At 72.5% G+C, this 24,836-nt stretch carries 17 protein-coding genes; 6 read left to right on the forward strand and 11 right to left on the reverse strand.

Features of this window, described 5'->3' with window-relative positions:
- The first annotated feature begins 317 nt into the window (after positions 1-317).
- Entirely contained in the window at positions 318-767 is a 450-nt protein-coding gene (locus Sri02f_RS14265; protein WP_109001549.1) for a PTS sugar transporter subunit IIA, read from the forward strand.
- 80 nt (positions 768-847) lie between these two features.
- The gene (ptsP, locus tag Sri02f_RS14270; RefSeq protein ID WP_109001550.1) at positions 848-2,518 is read left to right on the forward strand and encodes a phosphoenolpyruvate--protein phosphotransferase; all 1,671 of its coding nucleotides are present in this window, start codon (positions 848-850) and stop codon (positions 2,516-2,518) included.
- An 88-nt stretch (positions 2,519-2,606) separates the two neighbouring features.
- Here the strand turns inward: ptsP and Sri02f_RS14275 are convergent, their stop codons facing one another.
- Positions 2,607-3,503, reverse strand: coding sequence for a DUF8829 domain-containing protein (locus tag Sri02f_RS14275; RefSeq protein WP_109001551.1), 897 nt, complete (start codon positions 3,501-3,503; stop codon positions 2,607-2,609).
- 214 nt (positions 3,504-3,717) lie between these two features.
- Positions 3,718-5,685 (reverse strand): acetoacetate--CoA ligase, encoded by a 1,968-nt coding sequence (locus tag Sri02f_RS14280; RefSeq protein WP_109001552.1) that lies wholly within the window; start codon positions 5,683-5,685, stop codon positions 3,718-3,720.
- A 215-nt stretch (positions 5,686-5,900) separates the two neighbouring features.
- Here Sri02f_RS14280 and Sri02f_RS14285 point away from each other — a divergent pair, with 215 nt between their 5' ends.
- On the forward strand, positions 5,901-8,267 hold the full coding sequence (locus Sri02f_RS14285; protein ID WP_109001553.1) for a glycoside hydrolase family 31 protein: 2,367 nt from the start codon (positions 5,901-5,903) through the stop codon (positions 8,265-8,267).
- Between the two features lie 2 nt (positions 8,268-8,269).
- On the opposite strand, the gene Sri02f_RS14290 is transcribed toward Sri02f_RS14285, so the two are convergent.
- A complete protein-coding gene (locus Sri02f_RS14290; RefSeq protein ID WP_109001554.1) occupies positions 8,270-8,806 on the reverse strand; it encodes an NUDIX domain-containing protein in 537 nt (178 codons plus the stop codon).
- A 466-nt stretch (positions 8,807-9,272) separates the two neighbouring features.
- Between Sri02f_RS14290 and Sri02f_RS14295 the strand changes: the two genes are divergently transcribed.
- A complete protein-coding gene (locus Sri02f_RS14295) occupies positions 9,273-9,698 on the forward strand; it encodes a Zn-ribbon domain-containing OB-fold protein (RefSeq protein ID WP_109001555.1) in 426 nt (141 codons plus the stop codon).
- A complete protein-coding gene (locus tag Sri02f_RS14300; protein WP_109001975.1) occupies positions 9,695-10,885 on the forward strand; it encodes a lipid-transfer protein in 1,191 nt (396 codons plus the stop codon). The genes Sri02f_RS14295 and Sri02f_RS14300 overlap by 4 nt, the downstream gene beginning before the upstream one ends.
- A gap of 153 nt (positions 10,886-11,038) precedes the next feature.
- On the opposite strand, the gene Sri02f_RS14305 is transcribed toward Sri02f_RS14300, so the two are convergent.
- The 4 genes from Sri02f_RS14305 to Sri02f_RS14320 all read right to left on the reverse strand — a co-directional run bounded on the left by Sri02f_RS14305 (position 11,039) and on the right by Sri02f_RS14320 (position 15,427).
- Positions 11,039-11,644, reverse strand: coding sequence for a GTP-binding protein (locus Sri02f_RS14305; protein ID WP_109001556.1), 606 nt, complete (start codon positions 11,642-11,644; stop codon positions 11,039-11,041).
- 109 nt (positions 11,645-11,753) lie between these two features.
- Positions 11,754-12,149, reverse strand: a complete 396-nt coding sequence (locus Sri02f_RS14310; protein WP_109001557.1) for a DUF742 domain-containing protein — start codon at positions 12,147-12,149, stop codon at positions 11,754-11,756.
- 9 nt (positions 12,150-12,158) lie between these two features.
- On the reverse strand, positions 12,159-12,590 hold the full coding sequence (locus tag Sri02f_RS14315) for a roadblock/LC7 domain-containing protein (RefSeq protein WP_109001558.1): 432 nt from the start codon (positions 12,588-12,590) through the stop codon (positions 12,159-12,161).
- Positions 12,587-15,427 carry a nitrate- and nitrite sensing domain-containing protein gene (locus tag Sri02f_RS14320; protein WP_109001559.1) on the reverse strand — a complete coding sequence of 947 codons (2,841 nt, stop codon included), beginning with the start codon at positions 15,425-15,427 and terminating at the stop codon, positions 12,587-12,589. The genes Sri02f_RS14315 and Sri02f_RS14320 overlap by 4 nt, the downstream gene beginning before the upstream one ends.
- A 420-nt stretch (positions 15,428-15,847) precedes the next feature.
- On the opposite strand from Sri02f_RS14320, the gene Sri02f_RS14330 reads away from it, so the two are divergent.
- Complete coding sequence (locus tag Sri02f_RS14330; protein ID WP_109001561.1) at positions 15,848-16,426, forward strand: hypothetical protein; 579 nt, start codon at positions 15,848-15,850, stop codon at positions 16,424-16,426.
- 98 nt (positions 16,427-16,524) lie between these two features.
- Here the strand turns inward: Sri02f_RS14330 and Sri02f_RS14335 are convergent, their stop codons facing one another.
- From Sri02f_RS14335 to Sri02f_RS14350, 4 genes are all read right to left on the reverse strand, one after another.
- Positions 16,525-21,156: a hypothetical protein gene (locus Sri02f_RS14335; protein ID WP_109001562.1), complete on the reverse strand. Its 4,632-nt coding sequence runs from the start codon at positions 21,154-21,156 to the stop codon at positions 16,525-16,527.
- A 90-nt stretch (positions 21,157-21,246) separates the two neighbouring features.
- Positions 21,247-22,125: a hypothetical protein gene (locus Sri02f_RS14340; RefSeq protein WP_109001563.1), complete on the reverse strand. Its 879-nt coding sequence runs from the start codon at positions 22,123-22,125 to the stop codon at positions 21,247-21,249.
- A 118-nt stretch (positions 22,126-22,243) separates the two neighbouring features.
- Complete coding sequence (locus Sri02f_RS14345) at positions 22,244-23,770, reverse strand: hypothetical protein (protein ID WP_109001564.1); 1,527 nt, start codon at positions 23,768-23,770, stop codon at positions 22,244-22,246.
- A 237-nt stretch (positions 23,771-24,007) separates the two neighbouring features.
- Positions 24,008-24,709 (reverse strand): GntR family transcriptional regulator, encoded by a 702-nt coding sequence (locus Sri02f_RS14350; protein ID WP_109001565.1) that lies wholly within the window; start codon positions 24,707-24,709, stop codon positions 24,008-24,010.
- Positions 24,710-24,836: the final 127 nt, after the last annotated feature.

The following is a 24,836-nucleotide window of genomic DNA, read 5'->3' on the forward strand; positions in this document are numbered from 1 at the left end:
TTGCAAACTCTATCAGGGTTTTTCCGGCCCTCCGACCACCGTTCCGCAGGCATGCAGAAGATGATCCAGAGTTAGGATCTGACAAGTTTGGGTGCTGCTCGACGAGCACGCTTGATCGCGTCACTCCGCCTGAGCAGGAGTACGACTGTACACGGGGCCGCGCGCCCGCTGCAAATCGACTAGGCTAGTGGTCTAGACCACGGATCGGTCGTTCTCGTGCGGAACCGGTACTTCATATGACATACCCTGCTGCACAGTGCGCCGCCGTGAACAGGCAGTAACGGCCCCTATACATCTCCACCCCTGGGAGGTTTCCCATGACCACCGTCACGTCCCCGCTTGCAGGACGCGCCATCGGACTGGCAGCGGTGCCGGATCCGGTCTTCTCCGGAGCCATGGTCGGCCCGGGCACGGCGATCGACCCGGTACGCGAACCCTCCGAGGCCATCGCGCCGGTGGACGGAGTCATCGTCTCCCTCCACCCGCATGCCTTCGTCGTCGTCGACTCCGAGGGACACGGCGTGCTCACCCATCTCGGGATCGACACCGTGCAGCTCAACGGCGAGGGCTTCGAGCTCCTCGTGAACAAGGGGGACACCGTCACGCGCGGGCAGGGCATCGTGCGATGGGACCCGAGCGCGGTGGAAGCGGCCGGCAAGTCCGCGGTATGCCCGGTCGTCGCTCTGGAAGCCACGGCCGACTCGCTCGGCGATCTCCGTGCGGACGGTGACGTGAAGGCCGGCGACGCTCTGTTTTCCTGGCAGTGACGCCGACGCCGTCCCGGTCGACGGCACACAGGACAACCACCGCGGCGGCAGGCCCCGCCGCACTATGGGAGACGGGTGAGATGGTGACAACGCTGCGAGGCGTCGGCGTGAGCCACGGTGTGGCGATCGGCGAGGTGCGGCACATGGGGACGGCGGTGCTCGAACCGCCGGCCAAGCAGAACCCGGTGCAGGACGCGGAGCGCGAACAGGGGCGCGCCCGCAAGGCCGTGGAGGCTGTGGCAGCCGACCTGATGGCGCGCGGCAATCTGGCGGGGGGCGAAGCCCAGGCGGTGCTCGAGGCGCAGGCCATGATGGCTCAGGACCCGGAGCTGATGGTCGACGTGGACCGGCGTATCGCGGTCGGCAGCACGGCCGAGCGTGCCGTGTACGACGCCTTCGCCGCCTACCGCGAGTTGCTGGCCGGCGCCGGTGAATACCTGGCGGGCCGCGTGGCTGACCTCGACGATGTGCGGAATCGTATCGTCGCCCGCCTGCTCGGTGTCCCGATGCCGGGGGTTCCTGACAGCGACGAACCGTACGTGCTGGTCGCCCGGGACCTGGCCCCCGCCGACACCGCGCTGCTGGACCCGACGCTGGTGCTCGGCTTCGTGACCGAGGAGGGCGGGCCGACGAGTCACAGCGCCATCCTCGCCCGCGCGCTCGGGGTGCCGGCCGTCGTGGCTCTGCCGGGCGCCGGGGAGCTCGCGGAGGGCACGGTGATCGCCGTCGACGGCAGCACCGGCGACGTCTTCGTGAACCCGAGCGACGAGAAGAAGGCGCAGCTCGAGGCAGCGGCCGCCGAGCGCAGGGCCGCGCTGGCCGCCTCGACCGGTCCGGGCGCGACCGCCGACGGTCACAAGGTGCCGTTGCTGGCGAACGTCGGCGGACCGGCCGACGTGCCGGCTGCCCTCGACGCCGGGGCGGAAGGCGTCGGGCTCTTCCGTACCGAGTTCCTCTTCCTCGACGACAGCAAGAACGCGCCGTCCGAGGAGAAGCAGGTCGACGCCTACCGGCAGGTGCTGGAGGCGTTCCCTGAAGGGCGCGTCGTCGTACGGGTGCTGGACGCGGGGGCGGACAAGCCGCTGGACTTCCTGACGCCGGCCGACGAGCCCAACCCTGCGCTGGGCGTGCGGGGGCTCCGGACGCTCCTGGACCATCCCGACGTGCTGCGGACGCAGCTGACGGCGCTGGCCAAGGCTGCCGAGGGGCTGCCCGTCCACCTCGAGGTGATGGCGCCCATGGTGGCGGACCGCACCGACGCCAAGGCCTTCGCGGACGCGTGTCGCGAGGCGGGGCTGCGGGCGAAGTTCGGCGCGATGGTCGAGATTCCGTCGGCGGCTCTGCGGGCGCGTTCGATTCTGCAGGAGGTGGAGTTCCTGTCCCTCGGCACGAACGACCTCGCGCAGTACACGTTCGCGGCCGACCGGCAGGTGGGTGCGGTGTCCCGTCTGCAGGATCCGTGGCAGCCCGCGCTGCTGGACCTCGTCGCCCTGTCTGCCGAGGCGGCCAGGGCCGAGGGCAAGAGCTGCGGCGTGTGCGGCGAGGCCGCCGCCGATCCGCTGCTCGCGTGTGTGCTGACGGGTCTGGGGGTCACCTCTCTTTCCATGGGGTCGGCGTCGATTCCGTATGTGCGCGGTGCGCTGGCGAAGTACACGCTGGCTCAGTGCGAGCGAGCCGCGGCCGCCGCGCGTGCGTGCGACAGCGCGGAGGAAGCGCGCGGCGCGGCGCAGGCCGTGCTGTCCGGGGAGTAGCCGGACCGGGTCGGCCGTCGGCCGGTGGTGCAGGGGCGCTCCGCCTTCGGGTGGGGCGCCCCTGGCGTGGGCGGGTGTTCTGTGCCGATCAGTGGGCGTGGCCCGAGGGCCGTCCTTGGGGACCTAGGTCCGGTGGGAAGCAGTAGTCGACGCCGGACTCGGGTGAGATGAGCTCGCCGGATTCGACGTCGGTGCAGTAGGCGTCGAAGACCTCACCGGCGGTCAGGGGTTCGAGGCCTTCGCCGCGCAGGCGCCATCCGTAGATCTGGTCGCAGGCACCCGGAGCGCTGGTGCGCATGACCAGTCCGCCCGGGCTCTGCGTGGCGAGCCCGAGGGCGAGGACGCTCGTGAACTCCAGGGCCTCGGCGTCGTCGAGCAGCGGACCGGTGGCGTCGGCCGCGTCGTCGGCGTGCAGGACTGCGACGAGCGTTTCGGGTGTGCCGGTGACGCTGCAGACGAGATGCCGGTCGCCCGGCGGCGCCGTGTCGAGGATGCGGGTGAGGAGGTCCGCGGCGCGGGTGAAGGCGGCGCGGCCGATGTCCACGCCGCAGGTGGCGCAGGGTCCGAGACGGGCGAGCAGCGTGGCCGCGTATTCCCAGGCGGCCTGCCGGACGGCTTCGTCGACGAGGGCGGGCAGGAGGTCGGCGAGGGGCTGGCCCTCGTAGGCGATGGTGGGGCCGGTGGTCGCGAGTTCGGCCGTGAAGCGGGTGCGGTTGGCCGGGTCGTCGGCGTCGAGGCCCTTGGCGGTGCAGTAGTCGGCGTAGTCCTGCGGGTCGAAGAGGGCCAGCGTGGTGTGGCTGCCTTGCAGGGCGCGTGTCCTGAGCAGGCCTTCGACCTGTTGGAGGTAGGTGGCGTGGTCGTCGAACGTGAAGGTGCGGTAGCGCCGCATGGCGCGGAAGTCGTGCTCGTCGGTGAGGACGCCGATGGTGCCGGCGATCTCCCGGCGCAGGACGCGCCGCATGGTCTGCTGGTCGGTGTCTGCCACGGTTTCCCCCTGGTGTGCACGTCGAATCAATGCTCACTCACAGTAATCGACGGCACTGACAGTGAGGATTCAGTGGATCGACGGCTGGCCTGCGCGGCACGGAAACCCCAGGTCACGGGGGGGCAAGCGGGCCGACTGGTCCGGGCTTCGCGGTCGTGCTCGGTGAGGCCCGGACCACCTGCGGCGTTCAGCGGGTGGCCCGGCCGGGGCATGGTCAGGATCGCTTGCGGGCGAGGTCCTCGTAGAAGTGCAGGAGGCCGAGGTCGTCGACGGCGCCGGGGTTGACGGCCTTGTCCAGGGGGGTGCCCTGGAGGAGGCGTTTGACCGGGACTTCGATGCGCTTCCCGGTGAGGGTGTGCGGGACTCCGGGCACTTCGATGACCTCGTCGGGGACGTGGCGTGGGGAGAGCTGTCGGCGGATGGACTGTTTGATGCGGTCCAGCAGCGCCTCGTCGAGGACCGCTCCGGGGGCGAGGTGCACGAAGAGCGGCATCCAGTACCCGCCGTCGGGCTGCTCGATGCCGATGACCAGGGATTCCTTGATCTCGGGGAGGCGCTCGACGACCTCGTAGATGTCCGCGGAGCCCATGCGTACGCCCTGGCGGTTGAGCGTGGAGTCGGATCGGCCGTGGATGACGACGGAGCCGCGGGAGGTGACGGTGATCCAGTCGCCGTGCCGCCATACGCCGGGATAGGTGTCGAAGTAGCTGTCGCGGTAGCGGCTGCCGTCCGGGTCGTTCCAGAAGCGGACCGGCATCGAGGGCATGGGGTTGATGACGACGAGCTCGCCGACCTCGTCGATCACGGGGTGGCCGTCGGGGTCCCAGGCCTGCAGATCGGTGCCGAGGCCGGGCGCCTGGAGTTCGCCGGTGTAGACCGGGAGGGTGGGGACGGCTCCGGCGAAGCAGGAGCACACGTCCGTGCCGCCGCTGACCGAGGCGATCCACAGGTCGTCGCGGACCTCGTCGTGCAGCCAGCGGAAGCCGTCCGGCGGCAGGGGGGAGCCCGTGGTGGCGACGCACTGGATCTGGGAGAGGTCGAAGTCGCGGGAGGGGTGCACCTCCGCCTTGCGGCAGGCCATCACGTACGCCGCCGAGGTGCCGTAGAGGGTGGTTCCGGTGCGTTCGGCGACGCGCCACTGGGCGCCTGTGTCGGGGTGGCCGGGGCTGCCGTCGTAGAGGACGATCGTCGTCCCGGTCAGGAGGCCGGAGACGAGGAAGTTCCACATCATCCAGCCGGTCGAGGTGTACCAGAAGAAGCGGTCCTCGGGCCCGAGGTCGCAGTGCAGGCCCAGCTGCTTGAGGTGTTCGACGAGGATGCCGCCCTGGGACTGGACGATGGCCTTGGGCAGGCCGGTCGTGCCGGAGGAGTAGAGCACCCAGAGGGGGTGCTCGAAGGGGACCTGTTCGAAGACGGGTTCCTCGTCGGCGGCCGTCAGGGCCGACCACTCCAGGGCGCCCTCGGGCGGTTCGGCGCCGAGGAGGGGGATGTGGACGACGGCACGCAGGGTGGGAAGTTCGGCGCGGAGTTCGGCGACGACGTCGCGGCGGTCGTGTTCCTTGCCGCCGTAGCGGTAGCCGTCGACGGTGAACAGGACGACGGGTTCGACCTGCTGGAACCGGTCGAGCACGCTGCGTGCGCCGAAGTCGGGGGCGCAGGAGGTCCACACGCCGCCCACGGCGGCCGTGGCGAGGAGCGCGACGACCGCCTGCGGGATGTTCGGAAGGTATCCGCTGATCCGGTCGCCGGGGCGGACGCCGAGCGCGCGCAGTTCGCCGGCCAGGGAGCCGACCTGGCGGCGCAGCTCGGACCAGCTCACCGGGCTCGGTTCGTGGATCTCGTCGACGTACAGCAGGGCCGGTTCGTCCGGCCGGGTGGCGGCCGCGCGCAGCGCGTGCTCGGCGTAGTTCAGCGTCCCGCCGGGGAACCATGCGGCGCCGGGCATGGTGCGCTCGCCCAGTACGCGCGCGTACGGCGTCGAGAACCGTACGTCGAACCACTGGGTGACGGCTTCCCAGAACGTCTCCAGCTCCTCGACGGACCAGCGGTGCAGCGCCGGATAACCGCCTTCGGCGGGGGCTCCGTGGTGTTCGGCCGCCCAGGTCTGGAACTTGGTGACCTGGGCCTGCGCCGTTCGCTGCGGATCTGGCCGCCAGAGCGGCTCGGGGTTCACGGTGGGCATGAAGCGGCTCCCGGACTGTGCGCGTCGTGTGCGTCGCCCGCGCACGAGCAGGGGGTGGTGCGCGTGACGCGGCTGACACGGACGATGCCATGTGATCGACTTCTGCACCAGGGCGGGCGCCCCACAGTCCGTATCGTGAAGATGTGCTCCCGCCACAGGTGAACGGCAGTTGAACGACCCGCGCACGTGACGCGGTCAGTGACAGGGTGAGCAGTATGAGCGGTCGTGACCTGGTGCGTTCGATGAAGGCGGTCGGTTCCGCGGGAGCTGCCCAGGGGTTGCGCACCGTGAGGGCGTCGTGGCGCAGGAGGCGGGCCGACGCGTCGGGGCTGCCGGCGCGGGGTCCTGAGCGCGCGCGGGTGCCCGGCCTGGTGCGGGAGGCGCTGCCGGGGCCCGGCGGGGGGACGCTGCGGTTCAGCCGTTCGGAGCTGAGGATCCGCGTCGCCGTGAACGGGGCCGTGTTCTGGGGTTGGGACGGGGCGGAGCCGGAGCCGTCCTACGCGCTGGCCGGCCCGTGTCCCGAGGGGGACCCGCGCGCGGTGCTGGAGCCGGACAAGGACGGCGGCTGGCGCGTGGTGGCGGAGCGGGTGACGGTCGTGGTCTCCCGGCACGGCGCCGTCGAGGTGCGCACGCCGGGAGGAGTCGTGCTGCGTCGTGATCTGCCGCCCCGGTGGTGGGAGCAGCAGCAGGGCGGCGCGGCGCGGTGGATGCAGCGCTCGGAGGTGGCGGCGGACGCGCGCTTCTTCGGCCTCGGCGGCCGGGCGTCGGGGCCGCGGCTGCGCGACGGGACGTACCGGCTGTGGAACACCGATCCCGGGCGCGCGTTCGGTCCTGGGCACGATCCGCTGCATCTGACGATGCCGGTGCAGCTGGTGGTGGCCGACGCGGGCACGCACCTGGTGTTCCACGACACGTCCTGGGACGGCACGGTCGTGCTGCGGGAGGGCGAGGAGGGGGCGGGCTCCGGGCACGACCGGCCGGGGGCGTGCGAGGTGCGGATGGACGGCGGGCCGTTGCGTCGCTGGGTGATCGTGGGCACTCCCGCGCGCGTGCTCCTCGCCTGGGCTTCGCTCACCGGTGCGCCGGCGGTGCCGCCCGCGTGGGCGCTCGGCCATCATCACGCGCGGCGGGGCTTCGACGGGGAGCAGGAGGTCCGCCGGATCGTCGCGGGCTATCAGGAGCACGGTCTGCCGCTGGACGCGGTCCACCTGGACGTCGACCACTACGACGAGCACCAGGTCTTCACCGTCGACCAGGACCGCTTCCCGAAGCTGTCGGTGCTGGCCGAGGAGCTGCGGCGGGACGGGATACGTCTGGTGTCGGTCGTGGACCCGGCGGTCAGGTCCGCGCCAGGCGGCGCCGTGTACGACGGCGGGGTCGCCGAGGACGCGTTCGTGCGGGACGCGTCGGGGCGGCTCGTGGAGGGCGTGGGGCGCCCTGGGGAGTCGGTGTTCCCGGATTTCACGCACGTGCGTGTGCGGCAGTGGTGGGGCGGGCTCCACGCCGAGCGGCTCGAGCAGGGCTTCGCCGGCTTCTGGCACGACAGGGACGAGCCGACGTCGTTCGCCGCCTTCGGGGAGTCGACGTTGCCCAGGTCGGCCCGGCACTCCCTGGAGGGGCGCGGAGGCGATCATCGCGAGGCGCACAACGTGTACGGGCTGTGCATGGCCCGGGCGGCGTACGAGGGCCTGCGGAGGCTGGATCCCGAGCAGCGTCCGTTCGTCGTCTCCCGCTCCGGCTGGGCGGGTCTGCAGCGCTACGGAGGAGCCTGGTCCGGGGAGGTGGGCACGGGGTGGCCGGGGCTGCGGGCGTCGTTGTCCCTGGTGATGGGGCTCGGGCTGTGCGGGGTGCCGTACTCGGGGCCGGACGTGGGCGGTTTCGACGGCGGTCCGTCGCCGGAGCTGTATCTGCGCCGGCTTCAGCTGGGCGCCTATCTGCCGTTGTTCCGCACGCACGCGCGGGGGCGCGGGGGCGGGCGGGAGCCGTGGGAGTTCGGGGCGGAGGTGCTGGAGCACGCGCGTGGGGTGCTCGTGGAGCGTCGGCGGCTGATGCCGTACTTCGTGACGTTGGCGCATCTGGCGAGGCGTACCGGCGCACCGTACGTACGTCCCGTGTGGTGGGGTTCGCCCGGGAACCGGGCGTTGCGGGACTGCGAGGACGCCTTCCTGCTGGGCGACTGTCTGCTGGTGGCGCCCGTGCTGGAGCCGGGTGCCGACCGGCGCACGGTGCGGCTTCCGCGCGGGCGCTGGTACGACACGGCGACGGACCGGGCGTACGAGGGGCCGGGGCAGGTGCTCGTGGACGCGCCGGCGTCGCGTATTCCGGTGCTTGCGCGCGCGGGCGCCGTGCTGCCGGTGCGGGGCGACGACGGCGGGCTGGAACTGGAGGTGTGGGCGCCGGCCCGCGGGCGGACGGGCGGGGGTCTGGTGGTGCGGGACGCGGGCGGCGGCGGGGAGGAACCGCAGATCGAGCGGTACGTCAGCCGCTGGGAGGGCCTGCGGGTCGTCGTGGAGCGGGAGGGTGAGGACGGCGTGCAGGTGCCGTCCCACCCGGTCCGCGTGCGCGGGCTCGGCGAGCGGTGACGTCAGATGTAGCGGCCCTCGAAGAACGCCCGCACCGCGAGGGTGTGGAGCGGGAAGGCGAGTTCCTCCGGCCGGTGCAGCAGATGCCAGCCCTCGGTCTCGTCGGTGGCCGCGGACGTCGGGAGTCGGTCGGCGGGACGCTCCGGAAGGAGGCCGAACAGCAGCAGGTGGCCGTCGGGCGAGCTCATGGCGTCGGCGAGTCGCACGTCGCGGGACGCCGCCTCGATGCCGGTCTCCTCCTTGAGCTCGCGGACGACGGACTGCCGCCAGTCCTCGCGGTCGTCGATGAAGCCGCCGGGCAGGGCGATGCCCCCGCGCGCGGGGGCGACGGTTCGGGTGATGACGACCAGGGCGGTGCCCTTCGCGTCGTACACGGGCTGGAGCGCGACGGCCACCGGCAGGGGGTTGCGGTAGACCACGGTGGAGCAGACCCGGCAGGTGCGGGGCCAGCCGGTGACGCCCTCACCGTAGGGCGCTCCGCAGCTCGAACAGTGGGAGCCGCGCGCGGAGTTCGAAGTGGAGTACAGAGTTTCGGACACGCGGCGGAGCGTATCCGATCTTGCGGAGGGCGTCGTTACGGAGGCGGCTCGGCGCCGTCCGGCGAGGGATCCGGCGGAGACGGGGAAGTGGAAGCGGGCATCCGGGGGCCCGGGTCTGAAGGTGCAGTGCCACCGTCCCTGGGGGAGGTTCACGAAGCCGACCTCTCCCGCGTGCTTTTGAGGAGCAGTCGGTAGGGCGCGCCGGGAGCGACGCACGGGACGAGCGGTTCGCGGGACAGATAGGGCCTGGTCGGCGCGGCCGGGAGCTTCACGAGGGTTGAGGTTCATCGTCGATCCGCGGCTGTGTCCGGAGCAGGGCGGCGAGCCGGGTGAGGCCGCCCTGCTCAGTGCTGTGGAGAGTCGTTTCACGTCCGGTCCCTGCCCATTTCCCCACTGCCGTGGCACACTCCTGACGAATCGTCAGATGACGAGCCTGGAGGCGACCTTGTCGCGTACACGCACACCTGTGGTCGCCGGATGGTTCACCGGGGAGGGAGACGACTTCAGGCTCCTCGGGACGCGTTGCTCGGCGTGCCGGGCGGTCTTCTTCCCCCGTGAGGACACCTACTGCCGTAATCCGGACTGCCAGAGCGGCGACCTGGAAGAGGTTCCGCTCTCCCGGCGCGGACGCGTGTGGTCGTACACGGACAGCCGGTACCGCCCTCCGTCACCCTACGTGACGGATCCGGAACTTCCGTGGGAGCCGTACGCGTTGATCGCTGTGGAGCTGGAGTCCGAGCAGATCGTGGTGCTGGGACAGGCGGTTCCCGGGATCACCGTCGCCGATCTGACGGTGGGCATGGAGGTGGAGGTCGTCCCGGGCGTGCTCGACGAGGACGCGGAGACGACCTGGACGGTCTGGCGATGGCGGCCGACGGGGGTGGCGGGATGACGGCAGAGGTGGCGGTGCTCGGCGCGGGCATGCATCCATGGGGCAAATGGGGGCGCGGCTTCGTCGAGTACGGCGTGAAGGCGGCGCGCGCGGCGCTCGCGGACGCGCGCGTGGCGTGGCGGGACGTCGATTCGATCGTCGGGGCGGACACCGTGCGCGGCGGCTATCCGGGCTATGTGGCCGGGGCGACCTTCGCGAAAGCGCTCGGCTGGCAGGGAGCCAGGGTGACGAGCGTGTACGCGGCGTGCGCGTCCGGGGCGCAGGCGATCGACACGGCCCGGGCCCAGATCCTCGCGGGCCGGGCGGACGTGGTGCTCGTGGTGGGGGCCGACGCCGCGCCCAAGGGCTTCTTCCGGCCGGCCGGAGGAGAGCGGCCGGACGACCCTGACTGGCTGCGGTTCCGCGCCCTCGGCGCCACCAATCCGGCGTACTTCGGGCTGTACGCGCGCAGACGCATGGCGGTGCACGGGGACACTCCGGAGGACTTCGCCCAGGTCAAGGTGAAGAACGCGGCCATGGGCGCCCTGAATCCGTACGCGCGCTACCGCAAGCGGGTCACGTCGCAGGAGGTCGCCGCCTCCGCCGTCGTCGCCGACCCGCTGCGGCTGCTGGACATCTGCGCGACCTCCGACGGCGGTGCGGCGCTCGTCCTGTCCAGCATGGAGTTCGCCCGCCGGCACGGCGCGGCGGACCCGGTGCGGATCAGGGCCGTGTCCACCGTGACCCCCCGCTATCCCCGCACGGTGCTCGATCTGCCGGACATCGCGACCGACTCTGCCCGTGGGGCCGGGCCGGGCGCCGAGAAGTTCCGCGCGTCGATCGCCCGGACCGCCTATGAGGAGGCGGGCATCGGTCCCGAGGATCTGTCCCTGGCCGAGGTCTACGACCTGTCCACCGCTCTGGAACTGCAGTGGTACGAGGATCTGGGTCTGTGCGGCGACGGCGAGGCCGCCAAACTGCTGTGGGAAGGCGCGACCGCGCCGGGCGGCCGCATACCGGTGAACACGAGCGGCGGACTGGCCTCCTTCGGGGAGGCGGTGCCCGCCCAGGCCATCGCCCAGGTCTGCGAGGTCACCTGGCAGTTGCGAGGACAGGCGGGCGACCGCCAGATCGCGGGCGCGCGCGTGGCCGTCACGGCCAACCAGGGGCTGTTCGGCCATGGCTCGGCGGTGGTCGCGGTGCGGTGAGGAGGCCGGCGCAAGGCCGTGGACGCAAGGCCGTGGACGGCGGCCCGGGCCGACTGGAGGACGGCGAAGGGTTGCACGCGCGCGTGGCTGCCCGGGCAGCCCGCGGGCCGAATCCCGGCCGGTGGAGGCACGGGCCGTGCTCGTCCCGCGCGTCTAGGTGGTGACGGTCTCCCGGCGTTCGGCCCCGTAGTCCATCGCATGCTGGACGACGCCGACGAGGACGTCTCTGACCGACCTCCGGTCGCGGGCGTCGCACAGGATGACCGGTACGTCGTCGTCCAGGTCGAGTGCGCCGCGCACGTCCGCCTCGGGGTAACGTGCGGCTCCCTCGAAGCAGTTGACGGCGATGAGGAACGGGATGGAGCGCCGCTCGAAGTAGTCGACGGCGGCGAAGCAGTCCTCCAGGCGGCGGGTGTCGGCGAGCACGACGGCGCCGAGCGCGCCCTCGGAGAGCTCGTCCCACATGAACCAGAACCGCTCCTGGCCGGGCGTTCCGAACAGGTACAGCACCAGGTCCTCACGCAGGGTGATGCGCCCGAAGTCCATGGCGACCGTGGTGGTGTTCTTGCCTTCGACGCCGGTGGTGTCGTCCACCGGACGACCGGCCTCGGTGAGGTACTCCTCGGTACGCAGCGGCTTGATCTCGCTGACGGCGGCGACGAGGGTCGTCTTGCCCACGCCGAAGCCGCCCGCCACCAGGATCTTGAGCGTGACGGGCTCGACCGGGGGCTTGCCGCGCTCAGAGCGCCCGAAGATCATCGATCTCTTCTCCTGCTCGATGGCTTGATGGGGGGAGCCGGGTTCCGGGGACGGCGGCGCGTGCGCGGGAAGCAGGCCGCCGCCGTTTCCGAAGCCGCTTCCGCGCTGTTCACAGCGCCCGGAGGCCGTTGATCACGTCACGCAGAATGCTTTCGTCCGGCAGCTCGGCCGGGGGCACCGGCCGGTTCACATGAACGAACTGCGCGTCCACGAGGTCGCCGACCAGGACCCGAACCACCCCGATGGGGAGGTTGAGTTCAGCGGCGAGTTCGGCGACCGACTGCGGCGCGTCGAGGCACAGCGCCGCGATGTCCACGTGCTCGGGGGACAGCGAGGGGTCCGCTTCCGCGTCATCCGCGTGGGGCTCCGCGACGACGACCGCGATCAGGTCGAGACGATGCTGGACCGCACTGGTGGTACGGCCGCGCGTCATGGCGTACGGACGGACGACCGGTCCGGCCTCGTCGTCGAACCAGTGACTGCTTCCCTGACCGTCTGTGCTCATGCCATCCCACTACCCGCCCGAGGGCAGATCGGTGCGCGGGGCGGTGCCCAGATGTACGCCGACCCGTTTGACGAGCAGCGTCATCTCGTACGCCACGAGGCCCACGTCCGAGTCGGCGTCCGAGAGCACGGCGAGGCAACTGCCGTCACCGGCGGCGGTGACGAACAGGAACGCGTCGTCGAGCTCGACGACGGTCTGACGGACGCTGCCGGCCTCGAAGTGGCGGCCGACGCCCTTGGCGAGGCTGTGGAATCCGGACGCGACGGCGGCGAGATGCTCGCCGTCCTCGCGGGTCAGGTCCTTCGACACCCCTGTCGGCAGGCCGTCGCCGGAGAGGACGACGGCCTTGCGGATGCTGGCGACGCGGTCGACGAGTTCGTCGAGGAGCCAGTTCAGCTCGCCGTTGATGCTGGTGTGGCCGGTCGTCTTCGGTGCGGTCATCGACCGTCCCCCTTTGTCGTTCCTTGTGGTGCTGTGCCGCTGTGGGCGTCGTCGCCCGCGGCGTTCTCCACGCGGCCGCGCTGCCAGCCGCGCTGGAGCGAGGCCATGCGGCTGCGTACCTCGTCGGCGTCCCGGTCCGCCGGGTCGGAGCGGTCCTCCGCGCGCGGCGCCGGGCCCTGCCGCAACTGCGGGGCCAGGTTCGCCTGGCGCACGCGGCGCGGCAGCGCTCCCGTGTCGGAGCCGGAGCCGGTGTTCCCTCGCCGACCGGCGTCGCGGTCCGGGCCGTCGGACAGGGCCGCGGTCTGCCGTGCGCGCCGGGGAAGGGCGGCGGGCGAGGACGGCTCCTGACCGTCGCGGGCGGCCTGCTCCTGCGCCGGAAGGCCTTCGGCGCCGCCGTGCGGAATCTGGGACGCCGTGCCACGCCGTCGCGACGGCAGAGGCGCCGGCTTGCCGTCGTCGATGCGGCGCGGACCGGGCCTGGCCGGGAGGTCCGGGTCGGTCTCCGCGCGCGGGAGACGGTGCTCCGGGACGGGGCGCCCGTGCGAGCTGACCAGCTTGGGCGTGCGGCGGCCCGGCAGCAACGGCACGGGCGCGGCGGGGCCGTCGCCGACGGACCCGTCGGGTTCGCCCGCCCCGGCGGACGGCCTGCGGTGCTGGTCGGCGTCGTCGACGCCCGCCTCACCGGCGTCGGTGAGGGAGCGACGGGGACGGAACAGAACACCCTGGTCCTCGTCGTCCTCGGCCAGGGGAACCTGGAATTCGCCCAGGGCGTCCAGGCCGACGGGCGCCTCCAGTTCGATCGGTCCGTCGAGCAGCGAGGCGGGCACTCCCGGGAGCTGCGCCGAGGCCGGGGACAGCGCCGACCTGCGGGTCTCCGCGAGCTCCGCCTCCTTGGGGGGCCTGGGGCGGTCGAGCCGGAAGCCGATGCCGTTGGTGTCGGGGACGTCGTCGGTCAGCAGTGCGTCGGGGATGAAGACCACGGCGGTCGTCCCGCCGTACGGCGAGGGCTGCAGGGAGACGCGGACGTTCTGCCGCTGGGCGAGCCGGCTGACCACGAACAGCCCGAGGCGGTCGGTGTCGGACAGCTCGAACTCCGGTGTCTCGGCGAGCCGGAGATTGGCCTCCAGGAGGGCTTCGGGCGCCATGCCGAGTCCCCGGTCGTGGATTTCGAGGGTGAAGCCGTTGGCCACCCGGTCGCCGTACACCTGGACGGCGGTGTGCGGCGGGGAGAACACCGTGGCGTTCTCCAGGAGTTCGGCCACCAGGTGGGTGAGGTCGGCGACGGCCGGGCCGGTCGCGGCCAGGCGGGGCAGACGGCGGACCTCGATGCGTTCGTAGTCCTCCACCTCGGCGACGGCGGCCCGCACGATGTCCATGAGCTGCACCGGCTTGCGCCACTGCCGCGAGGGAGCGGCTCCGGAGAGGATCACCAGTCCTTCGGCGTGCCGCCGCATACGGGTGGTGAGGTGGTCGAGGCGGAAGAGGTCGGCGAGTTCCTCGGTGTCCTCGGTGCGGCGTTCCATGGTGTCGAGCAGGGTGAGCTGCTTGTGCAGCAGCACCTGGCTGCGACGGGCGAGATTGACGAAGACCTCGGCGACGCCGGAGCGCAGTTCGGCCTGTTTGACGGCGGCCTCGACGGCGGCGCGCTGAAGGGTGTTGAGGGCGTGGCCCACCTCGCCCATCTCGTTCTTGTCGTACTCCAGGCGGGGCACTTCGGTCTCGACGTCGACCTGTTCGCCCGCGGACAGACGGCGCATCACGCTGGGCAGCCGCACGCCGGACGCCTCGTGGGCCTCCATCCTGAGCTGGCGCAGGTCGCGGATGAGGCCCCGGCCGATGCGCACGGACAGCACGAGGGAGACGAGCAGGGCGACCAGCCCGAAGACGCCTGCCACGACCGCCTTGACGATGACCTCGGTCGCCACCGGGCGGACCCGGTCCTGATAGCGGTCGTTCGCCTGCTCGTCCAGGGTGCCTAGTTCGTCCAGGACGCTGCCGGCCGCGGTGTCCCAGTTCTTGGCGCTGACCCCGCGGGGCGGGTCGCCGGGCGTCGCGCCGACGACGGCCTGTTCGACCGTGCGCAGCGGTGCGGTGGTGGCGTTCTTCCAGAAGCTCTCGTAGCGTTCGCGCTCCGCGGTGGGCAGCTGGACGAGGCTGATGTCGTAGACCACTTCGCGCTGGGCCTGCAGATCGGAGACGGCGCGGATCTCCCCGCGGCCGAGCCGGCCCACGACCAGGGCGGAGCCCAGCAGGGCGTCCTCCTGGGAGAGCAGTTCACGGGCGTGGGCGACGTCGACGAGAGCCCGGTACTGCTTGTCCATCTCGACGCTGTCGACCACGTCCAGCTTGACCAGCAGGGAGTAACAGGGGTCGATCAGCTGGGTGTAGAGGTCGAGGGCCTGGGCCCGGGTGACGGTGCGTTGCTCGACGCTCCGGCGCAGGGCGTCGATGCCGTCGAAGGCGTCGAGCACCGCGGTGAGGCCCTCGCTGTCGTCCTGGTCCAGGACGTCGCGCACGTCGGAGTCGCGGGCGTTCCCGCGGATCTCGGCCATGGCCTCGTCGGTGGCGGTCCGGGTGCGGCGCAGGGCGGACAGCGCGTCGGCGGCACGGGGGTCGGCGAGGTAGACGAGGGTCTGACGGCGTTCCTGCTGAACGACGCGGACCGTGTCCTCGATGGGGTAGCCGACCTTTTCGACAAGGGACGACACGGTGAACAGGCGGCTCGCCTCACGACCCGTGAGCACCGTGGCGAAGCCCCAGATCGCCGTCAGGGAAACCAGCGGCACGAGAAGCAGCGCCACGATCTTCCGGCGGATCGACTTCCCGCGAAAGCGCATGGCCTCCCCCTGCTCGGACCCCCACCGGCAGGGGGTACACATGTGCGTCAACAAACGGCGCGAGCCTACTACCGACACGCCCATAACTCGAAGAGCCGTCCGGAAGATGAACTTCCGTACCGAGGGCGAGACATGGTGTGTTGTCCGGTCATTACGGGAGATTGCCCCCTCGAATCCGATCCCTGGAGTTCGGCTGGATCCGATCGGCCGCGCAGGCGAGTTGGCCAGAATTTTTCGCGCCGCGGGAATCTTCGGGGCAGGTCACGCGTCCTACTCATTGGGAATTGGGGGCGGAATCGGCCACACGAGCCGTATGCCGCACCTGGGCTGCGTAAATCAGCGCAAGCCGGGCAGCCACTGGGGAGCAGGGTCTTCAACCCGGAGGCGAGCGGTCTGCTGGCGGTGGGGAGTGACACGGTGATGGGCACGGCGGAGCGGCGCGAGGCGCCCGAGGACGGCGCGGCGACAGGCGGTACGGCACTGCGAGAACCCGAGGCACGGGATCGCGGTCCTTCCGCGAACGGGCACATGACGGCGGCCGGAGACGTCCGGGCCGCGGAGAGACCTGCGTCGGCGGCGCGCAGCGCCCGGCCGGCGGCGCGTGTGGCCTACCGGCCGCTGTGGGTCGAGGAGCCGGCGCGTCGACGCCGGATGCCCGATCCGGTGCGCACGGCGGCCGTACGCGCGGTGCTGATCATCTCCGTGACGCTGATTCAGGCCATGATCGCGTTCCTGTGCACGATGGCCGGCTCCTGGCTGGCCTTCCCCATGGTGATCAGCAGTGTGGTGAGCACGGTGCTGGCCACCTGGGCCGCGTTGGACGTCTGGGTGACCCGACAGGTGTGGAACCAGCGCAACGGCGTGGTGTCGACGCCGAGCAGCACGGCGCGTTCGCTGCGGCGCGAGCGGCGCCGGGTGCGTCGGCAGGCACGCATCGCCGCGCGCGGCCAGGAGCGGATACGCAGGCAGAGCGGCGCCGGGCGGCTCTCGCACTCCTGAACTCGGGCCACGGTTGCTGGAGTCGGTGCGGGGACGCATCTGTGATCGCGTCCCCGCACCGGCTTCCGCCCGTCCGAGCCACGTGTCAGGGCTGTCGGTCAACCGGCGTTCGGCGCGGGGCGCTTGTACATCCGCGTCGCCGTGATCTCGCTGTGCACCTGCGCCGCATCCCCTTCCGCGGCCGGAGCCTGCTGCGGCAGACCGGGGCGAAGGTGTTCCTCGACGCTGATGTACTTCAGGCCCGCCCTGAGGTCGGCGTCGTTGCGCAGGCGGATGACCAGCGGGAACTCCGCGAGTGCCGTCGTGTCGAACAGACCGGTGGTGTAGAGCAGCTGCACGCCCAGGGCGTCCGAGACGGCTCGCTGGAGTTCCAGCAGATAGGTCGCGTTGGCACGTCCGATGGGGTTGTCGAGGAACAGCGTGCCGGCATGGCGGTGCTTGTCGCGACCTCGGTCGTTGCTCCTGAGCGCGGCCATCGTGCAGTACAGGGCGATGGCCGCGGTGAGCAGCTGGCCGCCGGAGAAGACGTCGCCCATCTGGCCGACGGGGACGCGCTCGGCGCGCAGCACGGCGTCCGGCTTGAGGATCTCGACGGCGACGCCCTTGGGCTGAAGCGCCGCGCCGACTCCGCGCAGCAGCAGCGACATGCCGTCGCGCCGCAGGTCCGAGTTCTTCTTGACGGCCGCCCGGGTCGCGTCGTCGATGACCTCGCCGAGCCGTTCGACGAGGGTGGCCTGGTCGGGCTCCTCGAAGCGGATGCGCAGGAACTCCTGGCCGGACCATTCGCCCAGTCCCTCGGGCAGGCGGGAGAGCCGCTGGGCCGAACGCAGGGTGGCGAGCGCGGACTCCACGAGTCCCCGCAGCCGGTCCACGATCGAGTCCCTGTTGCGCTCCAGCTGCTCCAACTCGTCCGTCAGGACGCGCAATCGGGGCGCGAAGGCGTCCGCCCACCTCTTGGCGTGCTCCGGCAGCGCGGAGGCGGGCAGCTCACGGATCTGCTGGCGGGCGGGGGTGCGCACCTGCTCGTAGCGGGTGGAGTTGGCATGCCGCACGAGGATGTCACTGGCCTCGCGGACGGCGGACTCGGCGGCCGACAGGTCGGCGGCGCAGCCGCGCAGATTGCGGCGGGCCTCGGCGGCCGTGTGGCGGGCCTCCTCCGGGGTGCCGGGGTAGGGCTCGGACTCCTCCTGCTCCTCGTCCGGAGTGTGTTCGCGCAGCAGGTCGCGCAACATGGCGGCGATCTCGTCGAATCCGCCGGCCGCGTCCTCGGCGGCCCGGTGGGCGGCCAGGAGTTCGGCGTGCGCCTCGCGGGAGCGGTCCAGGGCCTCGGTGCGGGAGGCGAGTTCGGAGGTCGCGGTGCGCAGCAGGGCCTGTGCGTGTTCGGCGTCGCGCGGCTGGAGTTCCTCGGCGAGTTCGGTGTGCGCCGCGCCGTCCTCGGGCGCGTGTCGCTCCGCCTCTCCGCGCAGGCGACCGAGCTGCTCGCTCGCGGTGGACACGCGCGTCTCCAGGAGCTGCACCAGTTCCTCCGCGCGGGCGGCCGCGGCCTGCCGGGACGGTCCGTCGGAACCGTCGGGTGACTGCAGCAGCTGCTCCGCGCGCGTGCGGACCTTGTTGCTCAGCCGGTCCAGTTCGGCGCGGGCCGCGCTCTCGTCGCTCTCCGCGCGGGCCTGCTCCGCCCGCAGGTCCGCGCCGACGCCCACTTTCTCGTACAGCTGGGACGCGGCCCGGTAGGCCTCGCGGAGGGCCGGCAGAGAAGCCCTGGAGGCGTCCGCGTCAGCCGCGGGCACGTCGTCGGGGGCGCCGGCGATCTCGGCGCGCTCGGCGCGCAGCGCCCGTGCGGTGCGGCGGGCGTCGTCGGCGGCGCGCTGGGCGCCGCGCCGGTCCTCGTCGGCGGCGCGGGCGCGCTCCAGGCAGGCCTGGGCGCGGGCCTCCGACTCGGCGGCCTCGTCGGCGAGTTCCCGGACCTTGACCTGCCAGCCGGCGCGCTCGCGCAGCCGGAAGGCGAGCCCGGCGAGCGCGTCCGCGGCGCGCCGGGCCTTCTGCGCGGCCTCCTGGCGCTCGTCACGCACCTGGGCCGCCTCGACGGCCGTCTCGTCGGCCTCCGCGCGCACGGTCCGAGCCTCGGCCAGCTCGGCCTCGGACTCGTCGGCGAACGCGCGGGCCTCCCCGGCGGCCTGCGTCAGCTCGGTGAGCCGCCCGGCCGGACAGCCGGTACGCCAGGACGTGAGCCGCGCCGCCAGTTCCCGGTCCTTGGCGAGCCGCGCCGCGAGCCGGCGGATGTCCTCGTCCCGCTCGGTCGCCCGCGCGCGCAGCGCCTGCCGTTCCTCGTCGGCGGCGTGCTCGTCGTGCATGGCCGGGTTCGGCGGGACGAGGAAGACGTCCCCGCTGTCGGAGTCGGCCGGCGGGGTCGGCGCGAGCAGGGCGGCGGCCGTGCCGACGGCGACGGCCGAGCGCGGCAGCAGCGCGGCCTCGCCGAGCGCCTCGCGCGCGCGTGCGTGCGAGCCGGGGTCGGTGATGATCACGCCGTCGACCAGTTCGGGCCGGGCGGCGAGCACGCGCGCGTGGTCGGCCGGGGCGACGGCCTGCGCGAGGTAGCGCCAGCCGGGCAGCGCGGGGATGCCGTGCTCGCCGAGGAACTCGACGGTGGCCAGCACGTCCGGGCCGGGCGGCAGGAGTCCCCCGTCGCCGAGCGCACCGAGGATGCGCGCGTCGTCGGCGGCGTCGGTGCGCAGATCGAAGAGCTGACGCTCTGCGGAGGAGACGGCGTCGTCGAGGAGTTCGCGCAGTTCGTCGGCGCAGCGGTCCAGGTCCTCGGGGCTCAGCAGGGAGCCGTCGTACGACTCGCCGTCCTGCCGGGGCTGCGGGATCTGGCGGCGCACCCGGCCGCTGGTCAGCCCCAGGAGTTCGGCGAGCCGTTCCTCGCCGGCCAGGGAGTCGGCGAGGCGTCGCTCGGCGTCGTAGGAGCGCTGGGCGGCGGTGGCGGCGTCGGCTGCGCGGGCCGCGGTGAGTTCGGCGCGGGACTCGGCCGAGGCGGCCTCGCGCGCGTGCTCGCCGGCTCTGCGCGCGGCTTCCCGGGCGGTGTCCCAGGCGGCGACGGCCGTCTTCTCGGCGTCGCTGGCGGCGAGCGCGGCGCGGGCGGGGTCGGCGTCGGGCGCGCTGTCGTCGAGCCAGCCCGCGCGTACGGCTTCGGCGGTCTCCTGCTCGACCTCGGAGAGCCGCTGGCGCAGGTGCCCGACCTCGCTGCGGGCGCGCTGGGCGTCGGTGGCGGCGGACGTGGCGTCCCGGTGCGCCGATTCGCCGACCTCCTGGAGGGCGGCCGACCGCTCCTCCTCCTCGTTGGCGAGGCTCTCGGCGCTCTCGGCGGCCGCGTGCAGGGCACGGACGAGGTCGACGGCGGCCCTGGCGCGGGCGGCGAGGGCGGGGGCGGCGTCGCGTTCGGCCTCCTGGATGGCGGCGGACACGCGCGCGACCCGGTCGGCGGCGGTGCGGTGGCGCAGCACGGACTCGGCTGCCTGCCAGGCGGCGTGCAGGGTACGGGCGTCGGCGAGTTCCCGCTTCTGCGCGGCGGCCGACTTCTCTGCTGCCGAGAGGGCCAGCGAGGCATTGCGGTAGGCGAGTTCGGCGGCGATCAGGGCGCTGCGCCCGCGCGCGCCCTCGGAGTGGGTGACGGCGTAGGCGGCGGCCGTGACCCGCTGGGCGAGATCTCCGGCCCGCTGCCTCTCCCGCAGCCCACGGGCGGAGAGCCGACGGGCCAGCGCGCGGGTGCGTCGCTCGGCCCCCGCGTGGACGTCGCGCGCGCGGGCCCGCGCCTCGGCGGCCTCGACGATCCGGCCCAGCAGGTCCGCGGACCCGGCGGTGAAGTCCCGTTCGGCCATGAGCTCCGCGCGGCGGCCGAGTTTGTTGCCGAAGCCGCTGACCAGGTCGGCGAGCCCGTCGGTGTCGCGGGTGTCGGTCACCGCGCGCAGCAGCAGGTCGGTGAAGTCGGAGTCCTTCTTGACGGCGAAGAGGCCGGCGGCCTCGCCCTCGTCGGCGTTCATCTCCCGCTGATAGCGGAAGAGTTCGGGGTCGAGGCCGAGGTCGCCGAGGTGCTCGATCCACCGGTCGTGGATCTCCTCCCAGTGCACCTCGAGGTGCGGATACGCCTTGCCCGCCTCGGTGATGGCGTCCCGGAAGCCCTTCATGGTGCGCCGGCGCCCCCGTGCGCCGGAGGCGCCCTCGACCGGAGGGCGCACGGCGGTGGACTCGGCGACGGGCAGGTTGTCCAGGCTCAGCCCGGGGCCCGGCCGGAAGGAGTACCAGGCCTCGGCGAACTTGCGCGGGTCGTTGGAGACCTGCCGTCCGCGCCACTCGCTGGCCTTGCCGACCACCACGCACTCGCCGGTGAGCACGTGCTGCCACTCCAGCGCCACGTGTCCGCAGTCGTCGGCGAGCAGGAACTTGCGCAGCACTCCGGAGCTGGCCCCGCCGAGGGTGTTGCGGTGGCCCGGCAGCATGACCGAGAAGATCAGCTTCAGCAGGACGGACTTGCCGCCGCCGTTCTCCAGGAAGAGCACGCCGGCGGGCGCGGGACGGCGTGGCGGCCCTACGGGCTCCTCTGCGAAGAACTCCGCCTGGGTGGGCGCGGGGTCGGGCACGACGTCGCCGACGCCCCGCAGGTCAAGCACGGTGTCGGCGTAGCGCGCACCGGCAGGGCCGATGGAGTAGAGGCGGACCCGGGACAGCTCGTACATGGCGGACTCTCGTAAGTCTTCGGCAGATCGGCGTGATCAGGGGGGTGATGTGCGCCGGGGCGCGGGGAGGGGCTAGGACGCGGGGAGGAGCTAGGAGTGGAACGGAAGACCCGCGTCGGCCACCAGCTCCAGGTCGTCGCTCTCCTCGGCGGGCAGCAGCGTCGGCATGCCGTCGGTGACCGGGACGACGCCCAGTTCCAGCAGTTCGGCCATGGCGGCGCTGCCCGCCATGTCGCGCACCTGTAGCTGGTAGCGGGCCGTCGTGCGATAGGTGCCGCCGTTGTCGTCGCCGGTCCGCTGCAGGAAGCCGGAGTCGGTGAGGAAGGCGACGGCCTTGCCGACGATGCCGGTCGTCGAACCGGCGAGTCTGCGGGCGTCCTTGGTGGCGCCGGTGGAGCTGCGTCTGGCCCAGATCCGCCACGCGGCCTCCAGGCCCGGCGCGTCGGTGGCCGGGTCGGTGTTCTCGCCCTGCTCCTGCGCCCGCTGCTCGAGGCGGTGGCAGGCCTGGCGCACGAAGGCGTCGACCCCGTTGACGCTGACCCGGCCGATGTATCCGTCGTCGGCCAGGTCCTCGGGCCGCGGGAAGGACATCGCGGCGACGCAGAGATGGGCGAGACCGTGCAGGAAGCGGTCGCTGCCGTCGGCGGAGGCACGGCGGGCGTAGTCCCCCATGCGCACGGCGAACACCGAGTCCTCCGCGGCGGTCACGGCCATGCCCGCGCGGGGGGACACCTCCAGCACGATCAGCCCCAGCCCGGCGGCGACGGCGTCGGCGAGCCGCGCGAACGCCGGGTCCTCGCGGTGACGCCGCAGCAGATCGGCGTACTCCTGGTCGCGCGCGGGCTGCAGTTTGGGCTGCAGCCCGAAGGCGACGAGCCGCGCCGCGTCGGCGGCGTCGGCAGGGGTGACGGCGGCGGAGGCCGGTACGGCGACGGCCTCCGGTTCACTCCGGTCGACGTGCTCGGTCACGGCCTCGGCTCCTTGCTCTGCTGGCACGCGTACTCGTGCTCATATGCGTGCTTGTGCTCATGTGTGCGCTCGTGCTCGTTAGTGCGCTCGTGCTCGTTCATTCGGTCGCCCATCGGGCTCATGCCGCCTCCGTGCGGTCCGCAGCCATCCCCGCGGAGTCCAGCAGGGCGGTGCCGACGATGAGATCGGCGCCGCCGAACTCCGGATCGTCCAGTTCCGTCCCGTCGTCCACGGCGAACAGCAGCTTCTCCTCGCCCTGCCGATAGGCGGTGCCGACGGCCGGGCTGGCCGCGTGCACCGCCAGCAGGGCCACCAGATACGGCAGGTCGGGGTCGGTGCGGCGGGCCTGGGCCAGCAGCCCGGACAGGCGCCTCGGCGCGTCCGCGGGCAGATCGAGCAGTTCCGTCGCCGCGGCCAGCTGCTCCTCGCTGAACCGGCTGTCGTCGGGCGTGGCGATGAGGTCGGGTTCCGGCATCTCCGCTCCCAGGTGCTCGCGCTCCACGGGCGGGGTCAGCAGGAGGTCGACGAGGTCGCCCATCCGCACGGACACCGGGGTGCGCAGCCCGGTGCCGTGTGCGAAGAACGCGTCGGTGACCCGGACCGCCTGCTCCACCGGCAACGGCAGCAGGGGGGCGACGAGGTGTCCGTAGAGGTCCGTCCCGGACGACGTCATGGGGGTGGCGAAGGCCTGGCGGTCCTGCTCGGCGCGGAACAGCGGGCCGGCCTCCAGCAGCCGGGACTGCAGCTGTGTGTGCCGGCGGATGCAGTCCTTGACGATGTCGACGAGCTCGGCGGCCCGGCGCTTGTTCTCCGCGTCCTCGATCTCGTCGCGTGCCTTGCGGATGTTGGTGAGGATCGCGTTCTCGTGGCGGTAGCGGTCGGCGACGTGGTCCAGGGCCTCGGCGATCATGTCGGGCACCGCGTTCAGCCAGTCCACCGCGCGGACGTTGCGACGGGTGGCCTCCAGGGCGCGGCGGAGCGTCTCGGAGTACTGCACCGTGCGGTAGCGGGCCTGTTCGGCGGCGAGCTGGGCGTCGGCGAGGCGACCGCGGCGGATCAGCACCTCCAGCTTGACCTCGGCCGCGATCTGGGCGCTGGTGACGTCCGTGTCGAGGGCGCCGACGAGCACGTTGACCGCTTCGTCGGTGGTGCGCAGGTAGACCGCTCCGCCGTAGCCGGGGACCTCCTCGATCAGCTTGAAGTCGTAGTCACGGCGCACATACGTGCCGTCCGGCGCGAACATGCCGTAGGCGGCGCGGAAACCGCGGTCCACGCTGCCGACGTTGATCAGGTTCTCCAGGACCCAGCGGGCCACCCGTTCGTGCTCGGCGACGGGCCGTCGCGGGGCCTGTGCGGCGATGCGGGGCAGCAGACGAGCCACTATCTGGTCGTGGTCGGCGCCGGTGTCGAAGTCCATGTTGAGCGTGACGAGGTCGATGGCGGCCAGGGCGATCTCCGCCATGCCGTAGACCGAGTACTCACCGGCCAGGTTGGCCTTGCGCGCGTCGAGGTCGTGGATCGGCGCCGTGCAGGCGAGCGCGCGCAGCCGCCGCGCCAGCCCCTCGTCGGCGGCCGGTCCCTGAGCGGGACGCGGCCCCGCGCTGAGCTGGGGCGGAACACGGTCCGTCGAAGCAGGCGAAGTCACGGTGCACAGACTAGGTCCTCGGTCTGACATCGACCCAAACGACGCGGATCGCCTCCGGCGGTCGAGCGGGCGGCCACCGGCCGTGACGCGTCTGCGGGCCCTGCGGCTTGCGGCTTTCGCGCCCGGCGTCCCTGGCAGCCCCGTCCCTGGCCCACGCCCCCGCCCCGCGTGCCCGGCCGCGGCCCTCTACGGGCCGCGGTCCTCTACGGGCCGCGGTCCCCTACAGGCCGCGCTCCCCTACGGGGTGCGGTCCTCCCCCACCCTTCGCCGGTACACCTCGACCACCTTTGCCGATGAGTCGTCGAGGTAGACCGTCAGCAGGTGCTCGGCCTCTGCCCTGTCCCCGGCTTCGAGGGCCTGGAGGATCTGGCGGTTGCGCTGGAGGTAGGGCTCGTGCAGCCGGCGCGGTTCGTCGACGAGGTGAAAGGCCAGGCGCAGCTCGGCGAAGACGCTGCGCATGAGCTCGTCGGTGCGCGCGCTCCTGGCCAGAGCCACCAGTTCCCGGTGGAAGTGGAAGTTGGCGGTCCCCAGTTCTTTCCAGTCGTTCTCCACGGCCGCCAGCTGTCCTTCGGCGACGCTCGCCCGGAGGTTCTCCAGCGCGTACGGCGGCTCCCCGAGCCCTCGCACGACGGCGCACTCCACGAGGGTGCGCGTGCGGTAGATGTCCTCGACGTCCTCCACGGTCAGGACCCGGACGAACACACCCCGGTTCAACTCGTGGACGAGCAGGCGCTCATGGGTGAGCAGCCGGAACGCCTCGCGCAAGGTGTTGCGCGAGACGCCGAGCGCTCCGCCGATGCTGTCCTCCGAGAGCCGGGTGCCGGGCGGGAAGTAGCCCTCGGCGATGCGGCTCCTGAGGATGTCCGCCACCCGTTCGGCCGTGCTCGTACGGCCCAGGAGGGCGCGGTCGTCGGCCAGTCCCGCCAGCTGCTCTGCCATGCCCGGAATTCAATCGCAGACCTGAGAACGAGACAACGGGGGTATTGAAGAATCGTTCAACGATCCTCTACCTTCGATTCCACGGCCCCGCCCCGTCCCCACCGCGGCGACCCGCCTCCTGCACGGC

It is taken from the genome of Streptomyces rishiriensis (assembly GCF_003112535.1).
Taxonomy (GTDB): domain Bacteria; phylum Actinomycetota; class Actinomycetes; order Streptomycetales; family Streptomycetaceae; genus Streptomyces; species Streptomyces rishiriensis.

Bases quoted from the DNA above. Each gene is read 5' to 3' on its own strand.
- Sri02f_RS14320 (WP_109001559.1), bottom strand. From the start codon at position 15,427: ATGCGCTTTCGCGGGAAGTCGATCCGCCGGAAGATCGTGGCGCTGCTT.
- Sri02f_RS14285 (WP_109001553.1), top strand. From the start codon at position 5,901: ATGAGCGGTCGTGACCTGGTGCGTTCGATGAAGGCGGTCGGTTCCGCG.
- Sri02f_RS14350 (WP_109001565.1), bottom strand. From the start codon at position 24,709: ATGGCAGAGCAGCTGGCGGGACTGGCCGACGACCGCGCCCTCCTGGGC.
- ptsP (WP_109001550.1), top strand. From the start codon at position 848: ATGGTGACAACGCTGCGAGGCGTCGGCGTGAGCCACGGTGTGGCGATC.
- Sri02f_RS14330 (WP_109001561.1), top strand. From the start codon at position 15,848: ATGGGCACGGCGGAGCGGCGCGAGGCGCCCGAGGACGGCGCGGCGACA.
- Sri02f_RS14300 (WP_109001975.1), top strand. From the start codon at position 9,695: ATGACGGCAGAGGTGGCGGTGCTCGGCGCGGGCATGCATCCATGGGGC.
- Sri02f_RS14310 (WP_109001557.1), bottom strand. From the start codon at position 12,149: ATGAGCACAGACGGTCAGGGAAGCAGTCACTGGTTCGACGACGAGGCC.
- Sri02f_RS14305 (WP_109001556.1), bottom strand. From the start codon at position 11,644: ATGATCTTCGGGCGCTCTGAGCGCGGCAAGCCCCCGGTCGAGCCCGTC.
- Sri02f_RS14280 (WP_109001552.1), bottom strand. From the start codon at position 5,685: ATGCCCACCGTGAACCCCGAGCCGCTCTGGCGGCCAGATCCGCAGCGA.
- Sri02f_RS14265 (WP_109001549.1), top strand. From the start codon at position 318: ATGACCACCGTCACGTCCCCGCTTGCAGGACGCGCCATCGGACTGGCA.
- Sri02f_RS14315 (WP_109001558.1), bottom strand. From the start codon at position 12,590: ATGACCGCACCGAAGACGACCGGCCACACCAGCATCAACGGCGAGCTG.
- Sri02f_RS14335 (WP_109001562.1), bottom strand. From the start codon at position 21,156: ATGTACGAGCTGTCCCGGGTCCGCCTCTACTCCATCGGCCCTGCCGGT.